Annotated in this window: 11 protein-coding genes and 1 riboswitch; of the genes, 6 read left to right on the forward strand and 5 right to left on the reverse strand. The window is 42.7% G+C overall.

The window, feature by feature from the left end; genetic code table 11:
- Positions 1–48: 48 nt before the first annotated feature.
- Positions 49–2622: a bifunctional diguanylate cyclase/phosphodiesterase gene (locus tag H6F41_RS08095; protein ID WP_190402967.1), complete on the forward strand. Its 2574-nt coding sequence runs from the start codon at positions 49–51 to the stop codon at positions 2620–2622.
- Positions 2623–2666: 44 nt separating this feature from the next.
- Here the strand turns inward: H6F41_RS08095 and lysS are convergent, their stop codons facing one another.
- The 4 genes from lysS to H6F41_RS08115 form a co-directional block, all read right to left on the reverse strand.
- Entirely contained in the window at positions 2667–4253 is a 1587-nt protein-coding gene (gene lysS, locus H6F41_RS08100) for a lysine--tRNA ligase (protein WP_190402968.1), read from the reverse strand.
- A gap of 273 nt (positions 4254–4526) precedes the next feature.
- Complete coding sequence (gene thiC, locus H6F41_RS08105; RefSeq protein WP_190402969.1) at positions 4527–5918, reverse strand: phosphomethylpyrimidine synthase ThiC; 1392 nt, start codon at positions 5916–5918, stop codon at positions 4527–4529.
- A 7-nt stretch (positions 5919–5925) separates the two neighbouring features.
- Positions 5926–6022, reverse strand: a riboswitch (TPP riboswitch).
- Between the two features lie 78 nt (positions 6023–6100).
- Positions 6101–6676 carry a Uma2 family endonuclease gene (locus tag H6F41_RS08110; RefSeq protein ID WP_190402970.1) on the reverse strand — a complete coding sequence of 192 codons (576 nt, stop codon included), beginning with the start codon at positions 6674–6676 and terminating at the stop codon, positions 6101–6103.
- Between the two features lie 7 nt (positions 6677–6683).
- On the reverse strand, positions 6684–7208 hold the full coding sequence (locus H6F41_RS08115) for a hypothetical protein (RefSeq protein WP_190402971.1): 525 nt from the start codon (positions 7206–7208) through the stop codon (positions 6684–6686).
- 322 nt (positions 7209–7530) lie between these two features.
- Between H6F41_RS08115 and H6F41_RS08120 the strand changes: the two genes are divergently transcribed.
- Positions 7531–8304, forward strand: coding sequence for a HipA domain-containing protein (locus tag H6F41_RS08120; RefSeq protein ID WP_242022968.1), 774 nt, complete (start codon positions 7531–7533; stop codon positions 8302–8304).
- 134 nt (positions 8305–8438) lie between these two features.
- Positions 8439–9197 (forward strand): HIRAN domain-containing protein, encoded by a 759-nt coding sequence (locus H6F41_RS08125; protein ID WP_190402972.1) that lies wholly within the window; start codon positions 8439–8441, stop codon positions 9195–9197.
- A gap of 3 nt (positions 9198–9200) precedes the next feature.
- On the opposite strand, the gene H6F41_RS08130 is transcribed toward H6F41_RS08125, so the two are convergent.
- Complete coding sequence (locus H6F41_RS08130) at positions 9201–13343, reverse strand: nSTAND1 domain-containing NTPase (RefSeq protein WP_190402973.1); 4143 nt, start codon at positions 13341–13343, stop codon at positions 9201–9203.
- Positions 13344–13422: 79 nt separating this feature from the next.
- Here H6F41_RS08130 and H6F41_RS08135 point away from each other — a divergent pair, with 79 nt between their 5' ends.
- The 3 genes from H6F41_RS08135 to H6F41_RS08145 all read left to right on the forward strand — a co-directional run.
- Positions 13423–13764: a CU044_2847 family protein gene (locus H6F41_RS08135; protein ID WP_199288704.1), complete on the forward strand. Its 342-nt coding sequence runs from the start codon at positions 13423–13425 to the stop codon at positions 13762–13764.
- Positions 13765–14046: 282 nt separating this feature from the next.
- The gene (gene cobU / locus H6F41_RS08140) at positions 14047–14595 is read left to right on the forward strand and encodes a bifunctional adenosylcobinamide kinase/adenosylcobinamide-phosphate guanylyltransferase (protein WP_190402974.1); all 549 of its coding nucleotides are present in this window, start codon (positions 14047–14049) and stop codon (positions 14593–14595) included.
- A 107-nt stretch (positions 14596–14702) separates the two neighbouring features.
- A partial coding sequence (locus tag H6F41_RS08145) for a transposase (RefSeq protein WP_190402975.1) occupies positions 14703–15328 on the forward strand: 626 nt, incomplete at its 3' end.

Raw genomic sequence — 15328 nt, forward strand, 5'->3', positions numbered from 1 at the left:
GATCACAGTCAAACCATAACTTCATCAAGATCGACAAGGTGCAAAGCGTTGACTGAAAGGTATAAACATCTTCATCCCGTTTATCAACAACTTCTCGAACAAGAGCGAGTTAGTAACTTGACACGTATTGCCAAACATTTGGAGAACAGTACGGTCGGGATTTTTTTTACAACCTTAGATGACTGTATTACCAAGGGCAGTATTTCCTTTTGCGATTTGTTGGGCTATGACCAGCTTCAGATCTCTCAACTTACCTATCAACAGATTTGTCATCCCGATGATATTTCTGCCTATTATTTTCTCAAAGAAAGATTATTGTCAGGAGAAATAGGGAATTTCTGCCTCAATGTCCGCTATCTACGCGAAGACGGGCAAATCGTTAAAATCCTCCAAAGTACGGATCTGAATTACGATCATGCTCGACAACTCCATTTTATTAGCAGATTTGAAGATATTACCGGCTGCAAAACTACATTTCAAGATCAACAGAGTTTAGAAGAGCGCACCCGTTACTTATTTGAAAATAATCCGCATCCAATGTGGATTTACGATATGGAAACCTTAAAGTTTCTGTCGGTAAACCAAGCGGCGATCAATCACTATGGCTATAGCGAAGCAGAGTTTCTCGCTATGCAAATCACTGACATTCGCCCCCCTGAAGATATTCCCAAACTGTTGCAAACCATCTCTCAAGTATCCATCGGCTTCAGTGTGCCTGAAGTTTGGCGGCATTGTAAAAAAGATGGTACTCAAATTTTTGTAGAGGTCTCAGCCCATACTTTTTCCTATCACGATCGCAATTGTGAATTGATTTTAGTTAATGATGTCACGCAAAAAATCCAGTCTGAGGAAGCTCTCAAGAAGGCTGAGGCTAAGTACCGTAGCATTTTTGAAAATGCGATCGAAGGCATTTCCCAATCATCCCTTGATGGCAAGTTTTTAATTGCCAATCCGATGCTTGCCAAAATATATGGCTATGAATCTCCCGAAGAATTAATCACCAATATTACTGATATTCAGCATCAAATTTATGTTGATCCTCAATGTCGTGACACATTGATCCAACTTTTAAAGGAACAGGGCGATGTGAAACAGTTTGAAGCACAGGCTTATCGAAAAGATGGTTCGATTATCTGGACTTCGGAAAATGTCCATGCTGTTTTTGATAGCTCAGGCAATATTCTATATTTTGAAGGCACGGTTGAGGATATTACCGAAAGTAAGCGTTCCAAGGCGGAAATTGAACATCTTGCCTTTCATGATTCTCTAACTGGTTTGCCAAATCGAGTGCTATTTCGCACTCACCTCGCGATTGCTTTACATAAAGCTGGGGAGAGATTAGAACAATATTTTGCGAAGAATACCGATACATTTGACGATGTATCCATAGAAAAAAAAGATGCTGCTCTCCTCAAAACCTTGCCGCCACTACTAGCAGTCATGTTTCTCGATCTGGATCGATTTAAGCTAGTCAACGATACGATGGGACATGCGGCAGGCGATCGATTGCTGGTTGAAGTTGCCAAGCGATTGAACGACTGTATGATTGGCGATACATTTTTAGCAAGAATGGGGGGTGATGAATTTATGATCTTTGTCCCTGAGTTGCAGAGTGTCGAATCAATTCATCAATTTGCGCGGCAAATTTTACAATCCTTTGAGTCACCTTTTTTTGTGCAGGAAATGGCTCTATACATTGGTACGAGTATTGGTGTTAGTCTCTATCCTAGTGATGGCATGAATGAAGAGTCTCTGATGCAAAATGCTGATACGGCAATGTTTCGAGCCAAAGAGCGTGGGCGCAATCACTATCAACTCTATAACCATGCCATCGGTGCAAAGGTTAAAGAGTATGTGGCAATCGAAAATGGAATTCGCCAAGCCCTTGAACGTTCCGAATTTCAAGTGTTTTATCAACCGCAAATCAATCTAGTCACAGGTGAGATTGATTGCATGGAGGCGTTAGTGCGGTGGTTACATCCTGAATTGGGATGGGTTCCCCCTAACCAATTTATCCCTGCGGCGGAAGAGCATGGGCTGATCGTGCGTCTTGGTGAATTGGTATTGCGAACTGCTTGCCAACAGAATCGTACATGGCAAAGACAAGGTCTCCCACCGATCAGAATTGCTGTGAATTTCTCGGCTAAGCAGTTCCAAGTTACCGATCTTTGCGAGCAAATCCTCCAAATCCTCAAGGAGGTAGATCTCGATCCCCAGTATTTAGAAATTGAGATTACCGAAAGTTTGGTCATGCAAGATCAAGAAACGACAATCACAATGCTCAAGAAGTTGAAATCATATGGAATAAATATCTCGATTGATGATTTTGGCACTGGTTATTCATCCCTAAGTTATTTACGGTTGTTACCCGTCAGCAAAGTGAAGATCGATGCTAGTTTTATTCGCGAAACCCCAGATAATCAGGATGATGCGGCAATTACTTCCGCAATTATTGCCATGGCGCATAACCTCAATCTCAGAGCTATTGCCGAGGGGGTGGAGCGCAAAGAGCAACTAGAATTTTTGCGATCGCATAATTGTGATGCCGTGCAGGGATATTTATTCAGCCGTCCTGTGCCATGGCAAGATGCCACCGAGTTACTAATTGCCCAGTTAAACTAGTACATAAGGCTTGCCGTCCGCTACGCGGACGGCTCAAGCTGAGGTTAACGATGTATTGCGATCGCATCTTTGAGACGCTGAATTACAAAGCCCTTATCCAGATAGGAAAGTAAACTTCCCGCTTTCGGTCCACGCTCTTTATTCAAGAATGTGTAATAAACCGCGGCGAAAGCACTCTTTTGTGAGACTTCAATCTGTTTCGATGTACTGAATAGTAAAGTTTGTAATTCTTCACCATCGCCCCATTTCACATCACCTTCCAGATTAGTCACCAATGCCTCTAGATATTTAACCTGCTCATTATCGAGATTATTGACCTTGTCTGGCATCGAATCTAAATAAAGAACTAACTTCTCCTCTTCATCCGCGTAGTCCTGTAGCCACTGCTTACCCACACGAATGCGATCGCGGACAACTGACCAATCGCGATCAGTCAAAGGGTCAGCACTTCTCGCCGCAATTTCTGCTTCCAAATCAAGGTGGGGAATTTGTAGCAATGAAATCAAGGTACTGAAGTCAAAGGCTTGATATCCCTCAACTTGCTCTTCCGTATTCAACTGCGAATAGATGAGTGGGACTAATTCCTCTTGAGCCTTTTCATCTTTAGGTGTATCTGACTGATACTTAGCAATTAAAGTATCGTAGTCGCGAAAGAGTCGAGTTACAGTCTCATAGTTGGGCATGAAATTAATCACACTACGAGGCTGCGTCCGCAACATCAAAAAGCGCAATAGTTCAGGAGGTAACAGGTTCGCAATCTCCTTCGCACTAGAGCCGACACCCTTAGAAGAACTCATCTTCGTTCCATTCACCAAAATAAACTCATAGGGCGCATGAGTGGGTGGATTCTTTTTGAGAACCTTACGACAAATCGAGTTAGCCACATCGCGAGAGCCACCCTTTTGGGAATGGTCTTTACCTGCTAGCTCAATCGATACCCCAACAACCTCCCATTTAGCGACCCATTCCACCTTCCAAGGCAATTTACCATTGCCATCAAAAGGTGACATCCAACCAGAATGACCACAACCCTTGACATATTCCATGGCATTGGGCTGACAAGTGTAAAAAACCTTGCCATCTTGGTAATCAGTGACTACCGTAGTTGCGATTTTGCCGCAGTTTTCGCAAATAGTCTGGAAAGGATACCAATTGTCAGGGCGATCAGCTTTGCTGACTTCTTTATAGGCTTCACGCACAAGATGAGCATTGTTTAAGAACAAATCAATATATTTGTTCATCTTGCCCGAACGGTAGAGATCTCGTAGGTAATAAATTTCAGGACGCACCCCTAAATGATCAAACACCTCTAAAAACTCACCCATGAAGTATTTAGCATAGTCCGTTGCGGAGACTTCAGGCGATGGCACATTGCAAAGAGGATAGCCCAGATAGGGCGCAAATTTTTCTTGGTCGAGGTAGTGCGGTACGGTATCTAGAGCATCGTAGTCATCCACACCATAGGTAAAAGTAACTGGTTTGCCTGCATGTTTGAGGGCGCGATAGATCGCATCATGAATTACAACCCCGCGCAATGAGCCGACATGAACTCGACCAGAGGGAGTTTTAGAGTCATTAACGATAATGCGATCGCCGCTTGCATCTGCTGCAAATTTATCCGCCCAAAACATAATAGTAGTTGTCCGAAAGTTTAAGAGAATTAAGGGAATATTAAGTTTAGCGTAAAACTTTGATAATTCACACAGGCATCAGTTTAACAGTTATAGCTGTATTCATCTGCATGAGCGCCAACCAAAACCAGAATTGAGTGGCAACGCTCAATTCTGGTTTTTTGTCCCAACGAAACTGATAACCAAAGTTGTGACGCAAGTCATTGCTTGGTGAGCAAAAAATAGGGATAGGTGCAATGCACCTATCCCTATTTAGAAAAAATTTAGCTCGAATTAGACTGAAGCTACTGTTTCCTTTTCCTTAGCCAAAAACTTCTCTAGCTCAGTAATTGCTTCCGCATCTACTTTCTCCTGCATTGGGCAGAACTTCGGTCCACACATAGAACAGAATTCTGCGGTCTTATAAATATCCGCAGGTAAAGTCTCATCGTGATATTCCTTAGCGCGTTCAGGATCGAGAGACAATTCAAACTGTTTGTTCCAATCGAAGTTGTAACGCGCAGTCGATAGCTCATCATCGCGATCGCGAGCATTGGGACGATGACGGGCAATATCGGCAGCATGAGCCGCAATTTTGTATGCAATCAATCCATTACGCACATCTTCAGCATTGGGCAATCCAAGATGCTCTTTTGGCGTGACATAGCAAAGCATGGCAGTACCATACCAACCCGCCATCGCTGCACCGATCGCCGAAGTGATGTGGTCATAACCAGGGGCAATGTCTGTCACTAGAGGCCCAAGCACATAGAAAGGAGCTTCGGAGCATTCTTCCATTTGCTTACGCACGTTAAACTCGATCTGATCCATCGGCACATGCCCAGGCCCTTCGACCATGACTTGAATATCATGTTCCCATGCACGGCGGGTAAGCTGCCCGAGAGTTTTCAATTCTGCAAGTTGAGCAGCATCGGAGGCATCATGTAAACATCCGGGGCGGAGTGAATCACCTAAGCTAAAGGAAACATCATGCTTCTTAAAGATCTCGATGATGTCATTGAAGTGGGTGTAGAGAGGATTTTGCTTGTGATGATGCAACATCCAGCGAGCGAGAATACCACCGCCGCGAGACACAATGCCTGTGAGTCGATTTTTGACTAGGGGCAAATGCTCGATCAAGATTCCTGCGTGGATGGTTTGATAGTCCACACCCTGCTCAGCGTGCTTCTCGATAATGTGGAGAAAATCATCTGCGGTGAGGTTTTCCATTCTGCCATGCACACTTTCGAGAGCTTGGTAAATGGGAACTGTACCAATGGGAACTGGAGAAGCGTTGATAATCGCAGTACGGATTACGTCAAGGTCGCCGCCACCTGTAGACAAGTCCATGACGGTATCCGCGCCATATTTTACCGATAGATGCAGTTTGGCAACTTCTTCGTCAATATTGGACGAGTTAGGTGATGCCCCGATATTAGCGTTAACTTTGCATCGGAAGGCGATGCCAATACCCATTGGCTCAAGATTAGCGTGATTTTTGTTGGCGGGAATAATTGCCCGACCGCGAGCAACCTCGGCGCGTACTAATTCCACGGGCAGATTTTCACGCCATGCTACATACTGCATCTCCTCGGTGATGATGCCTTGACGAGCGCAATGCATTTGCGTACCGCGATATTCTCCGCGCCTTGTGGGTGCAGAGTTAAGCTTTAGTCCAACTGTCATGTAAATTTCCTCAAATAATGTGCTTTCCTACGCCGATGTCAGTCGGTTCAGGTTCTAAGGATTTGCTCTCAGTCTGGTTTGCACAGACACTCCTAGCATTGAGAAATCATAGCACTCTAAAGCTAGTCCTTGTGCCTAGAAATAGGGTGTGCTGTAAAATTTAACTATTGCAATAGATTGGGTTAATCAAAATCAATATTGTCGTAAAGATCGGCTATGTGAATTTGTAAATCGGCAAATCTTAAAGAAATTATTACGGTCGGGTCATCATATTCCGAAAATAACCATTGATTGACCGCAGTTTTGACATGATGCTCGACATGAATACGATACTGATCGATTAATAAATATTCCTGAAAAGTGGGTATTGATCGATAGGCGGCAAATTTTTCACTGTGATCGTAGTTTTGGGCAGACGTAGATAATACTTCCGCAATGAAGCAAGGATTAGTAATAGTATCTTTACGCTGATCCTGCATTTCTAGAGGCTTAGGCGCAACCATCACATTAGGATAGGTATGAATCTTTGCCTCAGGAATCCAAAGTCTTTGATCGGCATGAAATACTCTAAATCCTTTTTCTTTTAACAACGGCTTTAGTAGTAAGTATAAATTACCAGAAATGTCGTTGTGATTGGGTGTGCCACCAGTTATTGGGATAATTTCTCCATTACGGTATTCGCTACGAATGTCTGAAACAACTTCTAGTTCTAGATATTCATCAACGGTGTAAGTTTTCTGAGCAAGTTGAGTAACCATGATGTTTTTACCTGCGATCGCGTCCTGATAAGATTTGTTTGAAATAGGGCTGTCGGGAATTGAGACATGCTTGCAATTCAGGCGATCGTTCTATTCTCCCATCACCCTCGCGTTGATATACCAATCCACCACGCACAAAGCGTCCTACTAATTTGCCGAAGATAATCTGATCTCTTTTGGCAGCATATTGCTGAATGGCAAGGTTACTTAAGCCTTGCAATGTATAAACTTCGTAGTCAATTCCTGTTTGATAGCGTGGAATTTTGAGATTGAGAGAAGCGATCATTGTGCCATTGGATGAAGTTCCCATGTAGCAATAGCGATCGCCTTCAGGTATGAGGCTAGTGTTAAGATTGTCTGTGGAATTAGGTTTGGAATTAGCCTGCTTAAAAATGCTGATGTATCGCGAACCGCCACCCCAGTAAAGTCCTTCTTCGAGGGCTTGGGCAGATTTGACATCAACACAATTAGAGCCAAGGCTACATATTGCGATCGCAGCGATGCTATAAAACCTATCAAAAACTTGTTTCATAAAACTATTCAAAAATCTGGGGTATTAGAAAGGAAAACTCTGGCAAATAACAATTTTATAACGGTTGTTGTTGGGCATGAGTTCTAAGTCCGCACTTGTCCAGAGTAGTTTTTCTTCTGGAGAATTATTGGAGAGGAGTGGGAAGTTCGATCGCTTGAGCCATGATGGAGTCCTACGATGAGCGATATCGTAATAGTATAACAATCGGTAAGAAGCACGAACTAGGCGATTGGCTACTAACCAGCCCCTAGGGTATTATTCTAGGAGATAATACTGATGAAGTTCAGTAAGTCTAAGCCGATGGCTAGGTGTAGTAGTTTGGATGAGTAATCGGTTTCAAATTATTGAGGTTCCAGAGGATGCGGCTGAGTCTGAAGAGGCTATGGGTAGTAAATTCAAATTTTGGTTTAAACATCCAGATTTAGGTAAATGTCTTTTTAAACAGGTTCGTCCTGATACGGGTGAAGATTGGTCTGAAAAAGTTGCTGCTGAACTTGCTGAATTATTAGGCTTACCCCATGCAAACTATGAACTAGCTACTTGGCAAAACCGTAATGGGGTGATTGCAACTAATTTTTTGTCAAAGGATACAGCACTGGTTCATGGTAACGATATTCTTGGGGGGATGGTATCGAGTTATCCTAGAGATGGAACCTATAAAGCATCTCAGCATACGTTAACTATTGTTCTTGATGCATTGAAAAGCTTAGGTTTGAGGATTCCCCTTGATTGGAATCCACCCACAGGAATTGATGCTGCTGTATCTGTATTTGTGGGTTATTTGCTTTTAGATGCATGGATTAGCAATGGCGATCGCCATCATGAGAATTGGGGATTTGTGATTAAACTGCCAGAGGGGATACCGCACCTAGCCCCAACTTACGATCATGCTGCTTGTTTGGGGCGAGAGTTGCTAGATGTAAAGCGCCAAAACTATTTACGGAGTCAAACTGTTAAAAGTTATGTCGAGAAATCAAGGTCTGCGATGTACCGTGACTCTAGCGATCGCAAGCCAATGCTGACCTTTGATTTGTTTCAGGCGATCGCCAAGAAATATTCAATATCAGCGAAAATATGGTTAGACCAACTAGCCTAAGTCCCTATTCAAGATGTAGAGTCTATCTTTAGGCAGATACCAGAGCATCGGATTTCCCCTGTGGCTGTGGAGTTTAGCTTAAAAATGTTAGAAATAAACAAAAACAGACTACTAAATTAACGAGATCGTTGGTATTGAAAACTCTATTTTTAGCTTGGCAAGATTCAATCACCCGTACTTGGTTTCCTGTGGGAAAGCTGACCCATGAAGATGGGATGTATCACTTTGTCTATATTCAGGGTGCGAGAAAAGCTGAAAAAGAGGCTAATTTTCAACCGATCTGGTCTTTTCCTGATTTTGACCATCACTATACTTCGCCTGAACTTTTCCCTCTGTTTGCCAATCGTCTGCTAAAGCGATCGCGTCCTGACTATCAAGATTTTGTGCAGTGGTTAAATATTCCTGCTCACCAAGATGATCCGATCGCTTTGTTGGCGCGTAGTGGTGGTAAGCGTCAGACTGATAGCTTTGAGGTGTTTCCTTGTCCTGAGCGTGATGAAAATGGGGTTTATCATGTTCACTTTTTCGCGCATGGTTTAAGACATTTTCCTAGTGATGTTGAACAATATGTGCGAACTTTGGAAGTGGGGACAAGGTTACTGATTACCCATGATGTTCAAAACGAGTTTGACTCACGGGCTTTGATTTTACGCACTGAGGATTTACATTTTGTGGGCTATTGTCCGCGTTATTTTACTCAAGATTTTTTTGAGTTGGTTTGCGATCGCCCTCAGAATGTTAAGGTCACTGTTGAGCGTGTAAATTTGCCACCAACGCCAGTACAATTTCGTTTGCTATGCAGTCTCACGGCTAAATGGTCAGATGATTTTCATCCATTCTCTGACCCAGTTTTTCAGGAGCTTAGTAAGGCTTTAGCGATTTATTATGCGTAAGTCCTATTCCTTTTTCCTTTCTACTTTTTCCTTACCCCAGACGTACTTGCGGCAGACCTCACAGGCTGATCGCGCCAGATCATCGGTGGGATTTTTGAAAACGGGATGGTAGCGCAATCGGTTACAGCATACCTCTAGCCAGTCATACCAATCGCCACCTTGCCACAATTGCAGTGTCATATCATCACTACCAAAGGCGATGTACTTGCCATCAGGACTGAAAGTCACTGATCTCACAAAGCCTAGATGCCCTTGAAAAGGTTGTCCAATTTGATTGCCACTTAAGTCCCATAGCCGTAGGGTGTTGTCGGAACTGCCAGAAATGATGTGCTTGCTATTAGGACTAAACGCTACTGATAAAACCCCGTTCTTATGCCCTTGAAAAGGCTGTCCAATTTGATTACCATTTAAGTCCCATAGGCGTAGTGTATTGTCGGAGCTACCAGAGACAATGTATTGACCGTCAGGACTAAATGCAACCGACATAATCCAATGCTCATGTCCTATGAAAGGTTGTCCAATCTGATTACTGCTTAAGTCCCACAGGCATAGTGTATTGTCGGAGCCACCAGACACAATGTAATTACCGTCAGGGCTAAATGCAACTGACATAACCCAAGACATTTCATTCTCATGTTTAAATTTGGCAACTTCTTTTCCATTTAAATTCCATAGATAGAAAACATTATGATAACAGCTAGATAAAATATGTAATCCATCGGGACTAAATGCCAATGAATTAACAAAATGTTCATGTGCTTGGAACGTTTGACTGGTTTGTTCACCATCTAAATCTAGTAAAATTAGTGCTTTGTCATCATTACTACTGACAATATATTTCCCATCTGGGCTAACTGCATAAACTGGGCTGTGATTTACAAAATTTCTGGTAACCCGATTATTATATAAGTCCCAATATTTTATAGTTTTGTCATCACTACTTGAGAAGAGATGTTTACCATCAGGACTGAACTCTACTTTTCTAATATACCCTCTATGCTCATTATAAGAGCTTAGTTTCTGGACTCCTTCAACAATCCAAATGCGAATTGATGTGTCATGACTGCCAGATACAATATATTTTCCATCAGGACTAAATGCTACAGACCAGATAAAACTAGTATGTCCTTGAAATGGCTGTCCAATTTGATTTCCTTTTAAATCCCACAGACGGATAGTTTTATCATCACTACCAGATGCAATGTGTTTCCCATCAGGACTGAAGGCTACTGACCAGATACAACTAGTATGTCCTTGAAAAGGTTGACCAATCTGATTTCCTTTTAAATCCCACAGACGAATAGTTTTATCATCACTACCAGATGCAATGTGTTTCCCATCAGGACTGAAGGCTACTGACCAGATACAACTAGTATGTCCTTGAAAAGGTTGACCAATCTGATTTCCTTTTAAATCCCACAGATGAATAGTTTTGCCATCACTACTAGATGCAATATATTTTCCATCAGGACTGAATACTACTGATCTTGCGCTAAATTCATGCTCTTGAAAAATTTGCCAAATTTGATTTCCCTGTAAGTCCCATAAACAGAGAGTTTTATCAAAACCGCCAGAAACAATATATTTTCCATCAGGACTGAAGGCTACTGACCAGATACAACTAGTATGTCCTTGAAAAGGTTGACCAATCTGATTTCCTTTTAAATCCCATATACAGAGAGTTTTGTCAGTATTGCCAGAAACAATATATTTTCCATCAGGACTAAAGGCTACAGAATTAACAATACTCTTGCATTGAAAAGATTGACCAACTTGATTCCCTTGTAAATCCCATAAACGAATTGTTCGGTCATCACCACAAGATGCAATATATTTGCCGTCAGGACTATATGTAACACACCTAACTAAGAATCGATGTCCATGCCAACAATTTGTTTCCCTTGAAAGCTCAACTAAGGAAAACAACAAGCTTTTCAACGGTGCAATAATGTCATTTTCTAGATGGTTTAAGTTTTCCCCAATACACTGAATTGTATGAATAGTTGCACTTAAAGGATGAATAGATAGAAAATTGATAATTCTAATCGCCTCTTCTCGCAGCTTGAGTTCCGTTAAGTTCCTTTCAATAAATGTGATCTTATCCGTAGAATGTTGTTCGCTAAGATGATAATATTCCTGCACCATCGGCGCTAACTCAGGCGCAATTTGTTCCCACTGTTCACGCACCTCTAACATCAACCCATTCGGCAAAAAATAATCCTCATTTTTCCCCTTACCCATCCATTCCTCAAAAGCATCCTTCACTCGATCGCCCAGTCTTCGCAAATCCCGATCCTGCGATCTCCATACCGCAAACCTTTGCCAACCCTCCATCATCGCCTCATGCGCCAGATCCACGATCGCCACTCCATTTTCCTCACTCGCCACCAGCAAGCGCCCACTCTTGCCCTCAAGGGACTTCAAAATCCGCTCAATTTCCTTACGCGCATTCCCATCATCCCCCGCCAAATCCAAAATCACCTGCCGCCGCTCCCGTTGCCGCGTATCCTTCGCATCTTTTCCTGTCCGCACCAACTTCAAAAAGATCCGCCGCATCCATTCCTGACCACTTGCCGATTGATTCTTATAGAGTCGATCCGCATGACGATTGAGCGCCCCCTTCAGTCGCTCCATTTGCCGATATCCATCAAGAGTTAGGCGACGCTGCTGGCGATTTCTATTTTCCCAAAGCTCCTGCAACGCAAACTCCAAAAGCGGCAAACAGTTCGGCTCCGCTTCGATATCCTGCAAGATCGCATCCAACAAACCATCACTGAGTTGATAGCCCTGAGTTTCCGCAGGCTTAGCAATGGCATCCCTTAGCTCATCCTCACTCATCCCTGAAATCACCACCATCTGCTCATTCACGATCGCATCCAGATTGGCATAGGTACAGTCCGCCAAAAAATCAATTCTCATTGTCGCCACAACCACAAAATCCGCCCAAAAATCCGCAGTTTGCGTTTGCGCCACATCTACTAACATCTGGATAAATTTGCGCCGCTCAGCCACCTGCGAGCAGACTGTAAACACTTCCTCAAACTGATCGATCACCAACAGGATCGGTTTTGGTAGATCCGCGATCGCCGCGAACAATCCCTCAGTATCAATGCACTGCTCAAATTCAATAACATCCGTCCCCGTCTCTTCCAATAGCTCCGCAAAAACATCCTTTAGCTTTTGAATTGGATTTGACCAAGGCTTCATCAACAAAATTCGATGACCTCGCCGCTTCATCTCAGGAATTAATTTTGCCTTCACCAGCGATGACTTACCACTCCCCGACACCCCCACCACAAACACAAATGGACTCTGCTCAATTTTCAACATCAAACGCTTAAACGCCGTCTCTCTCCCAAAGAACCATTGCGCCGTTGACTCATCAAACGCATTCAAACCCACATAGGGACAAGTTTCATCAATAACTTTTTGACTCACAACCTGTCGATAATTGACGATTTCCATCGCTCGACCGTAACCAAGTTGTCGCGGTTCCTGTTGTTTTTGCTTCAGGCAATCGGAAATAAACCCAAACAAACTACCCGAATTAATTTTGCCCTCATCATTTTGGCGCGATTCCGACAAAGCCTCTAGCAAAGCCCCTGTAAAAATACTGTGGGCTTCCTTCTTCATCGCCGCCGCCTCTTCAAAATCTCGGCAAGCCGAAATCAGCAAATAATCCTTATCCGTCTTGTTAAAAGCCGTAAAACTCTCCACGATCGCTTGCAACAAAGCGCCACTGTGACAGCAATCCAAAAACATTACCAAACTACTCAAAGGCGATCGCGCAATTAAATTATTCAAACCCGCAAAGGGAATCCCATCAGTTACGCTTTCCTTCGTTGCTTTACAATCCGATGGCGCTAAATATCCCTGTTTTACGCCACAATCTTCAACCAGTACCCCATGCCCCGTGTAATAGATCAAAACTTCGCTACCCGTTGCCTGTTCAATTAACAACTGATTTAACTGAGCAAACAAATCAGCCTTAATCAATTTGGGCGTATTCAGCAAAGTTACTTCTTGAAAATCACCATGCGATCGCAGCAAATTCGCTACTGACTCCGCATCCCCCAAGGTTTTACTAAGCGGCGATGGTAAATGCTTATATTCAGAAATACCTACTACTAGTGCATATCTAGCCATAACTTACTGATTTATTGCGATCGCGACCTTGTGCAACTAGAATACAGGCAAATCTCACAAAATAGTAGTAACAATTGCTATGGCTCACAAAATTTACATCGAACAGGAAGATGGCGAAATTCTCGCTATTGAGATCTCTGAATCCGAAGATGAGCAGCCAGTAGATACAGATAGCGATCGGGAATCTTACGGAATTAAAGAAGATGCAATCAAAAGTTTGCAAGAGATTCATGAAACGATTCGCTTCTACACAAAATATGCGATCGGTGCATTCAAGAACCTCGGTGATGCCCAAGTCGAAGAAGTCAACCTCAAATTTGGTTTAAAAATTAGCGGTGAAGCAGGCATTCCCATTCTTACCAAAGCCTCAGCCGAAAGCAATTTTGAGATTTCAGTCAAATGTAAATTTCCACTAAAATAGACTAAAAGTAGTAAAACCATAGAACTTACGCAAAAATGACAATTCATGAATTGTCATTACGATGTGTTCTTTTGCCTCAATCCTAAATCACTCAAAAATCTGGGATATCAGACAGGAAAACTCTGGCAAAAGTGGCAATGTGCGGGTGTCTTTGGCAAATAAAGTCATTGCTAATTTGAAAACCCCATTCTCAGTGGTAGTAACGATCGCTGGAGTCATGATGTTTTCCTACGATGAGCGATATCGTAATAGTATAGCAACGGGCTATTGATGGTAACAAAGATGATTACTCTGGTAACGGGCGCAACTCGCTCAGGCAAAAGTGAATGGGCGGAACATCTGGCATTGCGATCGCAAAAAAATGTCCAAAAAAATATAATTTATATCGCCACGGCGACTCGTTATCCCGATGACACGGAATGGGAAGCTCGTTTACAGAAACATAGTGATCGTCGTCCTGAGAGTTGGCAAACTTTGGAAGTTCCCATTGAACTCGCTAAAAGTATTTTGAAAATTGAAGATCAATCAGCATATATTCTGGTGGACTCATTGGGGACTTGGCTAGCAAACCTTTTGGAAGAAAATGAAGAGTCTTGGGTAAAGATTGAGAATGAATTATTAGAAGCAATTCAAGTCTGTGCAGTCGATATTACATTTGTGTCTGAAGAGGTGGGATGGGGACTCGTTCCCGAATATAAATTGGGGAGAATATTTCGCGATCGGCTTGGTGGTCTCAGCCGTAAAATTGGCGCGATCGCGGATGTTGTTTATCTAGTCACAGGTGGTTATGCCGTGGATCTTACGCAAATTGGCGAAAGATTGCCAAATTGAGTAGTGGCAATTCATGAATTGCCACTACTTTTCATTCTTTATAACTGATGTTACGTGGAAGGAAGAAGGAGTAAAGTAAAGATAGGGTTAGAAATGGGTAAACAGGTATGGACAGGAAATTCTTAGACCTATACTCAGATTACCTAATCAGTAGTTTTGAAAAAGTAACGGCAACAGGACTATCCGAGTTACTAGAGGGAGAACTGAGCCATGACCAAATTACAAGTCGGTTGAGACAATGTACAGGAGGGTCAGTTGAATTATGGCAACTGGTGAAACCGACAATCCGCAAGTATGAAAGCGAAGAAGGGGTGTTAATTTTTGATGACACTCTGGAACCAAAACCATACAGCGATGAAAACCCCATCGTCGGATGGTACTTTGACCATAGTCATAACCGCAGTATCAAAGGCATAAACATCCTCAACTGCATCTACCACAACCAAGACATCAGCTTACCCGTGGCTTATGAAATTGTACACAAGTCGAAAGAAGTAACCGATCCCAAAACAGGAAAGGTCAAATTGGTATCCGAGGAAAGTAAAAATGAGATGATGCGAAAGATGCTCCATGTCTGCTGCCAGAATCGCTTGAAATTTAGTTATGTATTGACAGATAGTTGGTTCAGCAGGAAAGAAAATATGCAATACATTAAACAACGAGTCAAAAAAGACTTCATCATGGCTGTGAAGGGTAATCGTTTAGCCATCTGTGCAGACGACAAAAGTCAGGG

It is taken from the genome of Pseudanabaena mucicola FACHB-723 (genome assembly GCF_014696385.1).
Lineage (GTDB): Bacteria > Cyanobacteriota > Cyanobacteriia > Pseudanabaenales > Pseudanabaenaceae > Pseudanabaena.

Coding starts and splice junctions, on each gene's coding strand:
- H6F41_RS08115 (WP_190402971.1), bottom strand. CDS start 7,208: ATGAAACAAGTTTTTGATAGGTTTTATAGCATCGCTGCGATCGCAATA.
- H6F41_RS08110 (WP_190402970.1), bottom strand. CDS start 6,676: ATGGTTACTCAACTTGCTCAGAAAACTTACACCGTTGATGAATATCTA.
- H6F41_RS08120 (WP_242022968.1), top strand. CDS start 7,531: ATGAGTAATCGGTTTCAAATTATTGAGGTTCCAGAGGATGCGGCTGAG.
- H6F41_RS08130 (WP_190402973.1), bottom strand. CDS start 13,343: ATGGCTAGATATGCACTAGTAGTAGGTATTTCTGAATATAAGCATTTA.
- H6F41_RS08135 (WP_199288704.1), top strand. CDS start 13,423: ATGGCTCACAAAATTTACATCGAACAGGAAGATGGCGAAATTCTCGCT.
- lysS (WP_190402968.1), bottom strand. CDS start 4,253: ATGTTTTGGGCGGATAAATTTGCAGCAGATGCAAGCGGCGATCGCATT.
- cobU (WP_190402974.1), top strand. CDS start 14,047: ATGATTACTCTGGTAACGGGCGCAACTCGCTCAGGCAAAAGTGAATGG.
- thiC (WP_190402969.1), bottom strand. CDS start 5,918: ATGACAGTTGGACTAAAGCTTAACTCTGCACCCACAAGGCGCGGAGAA.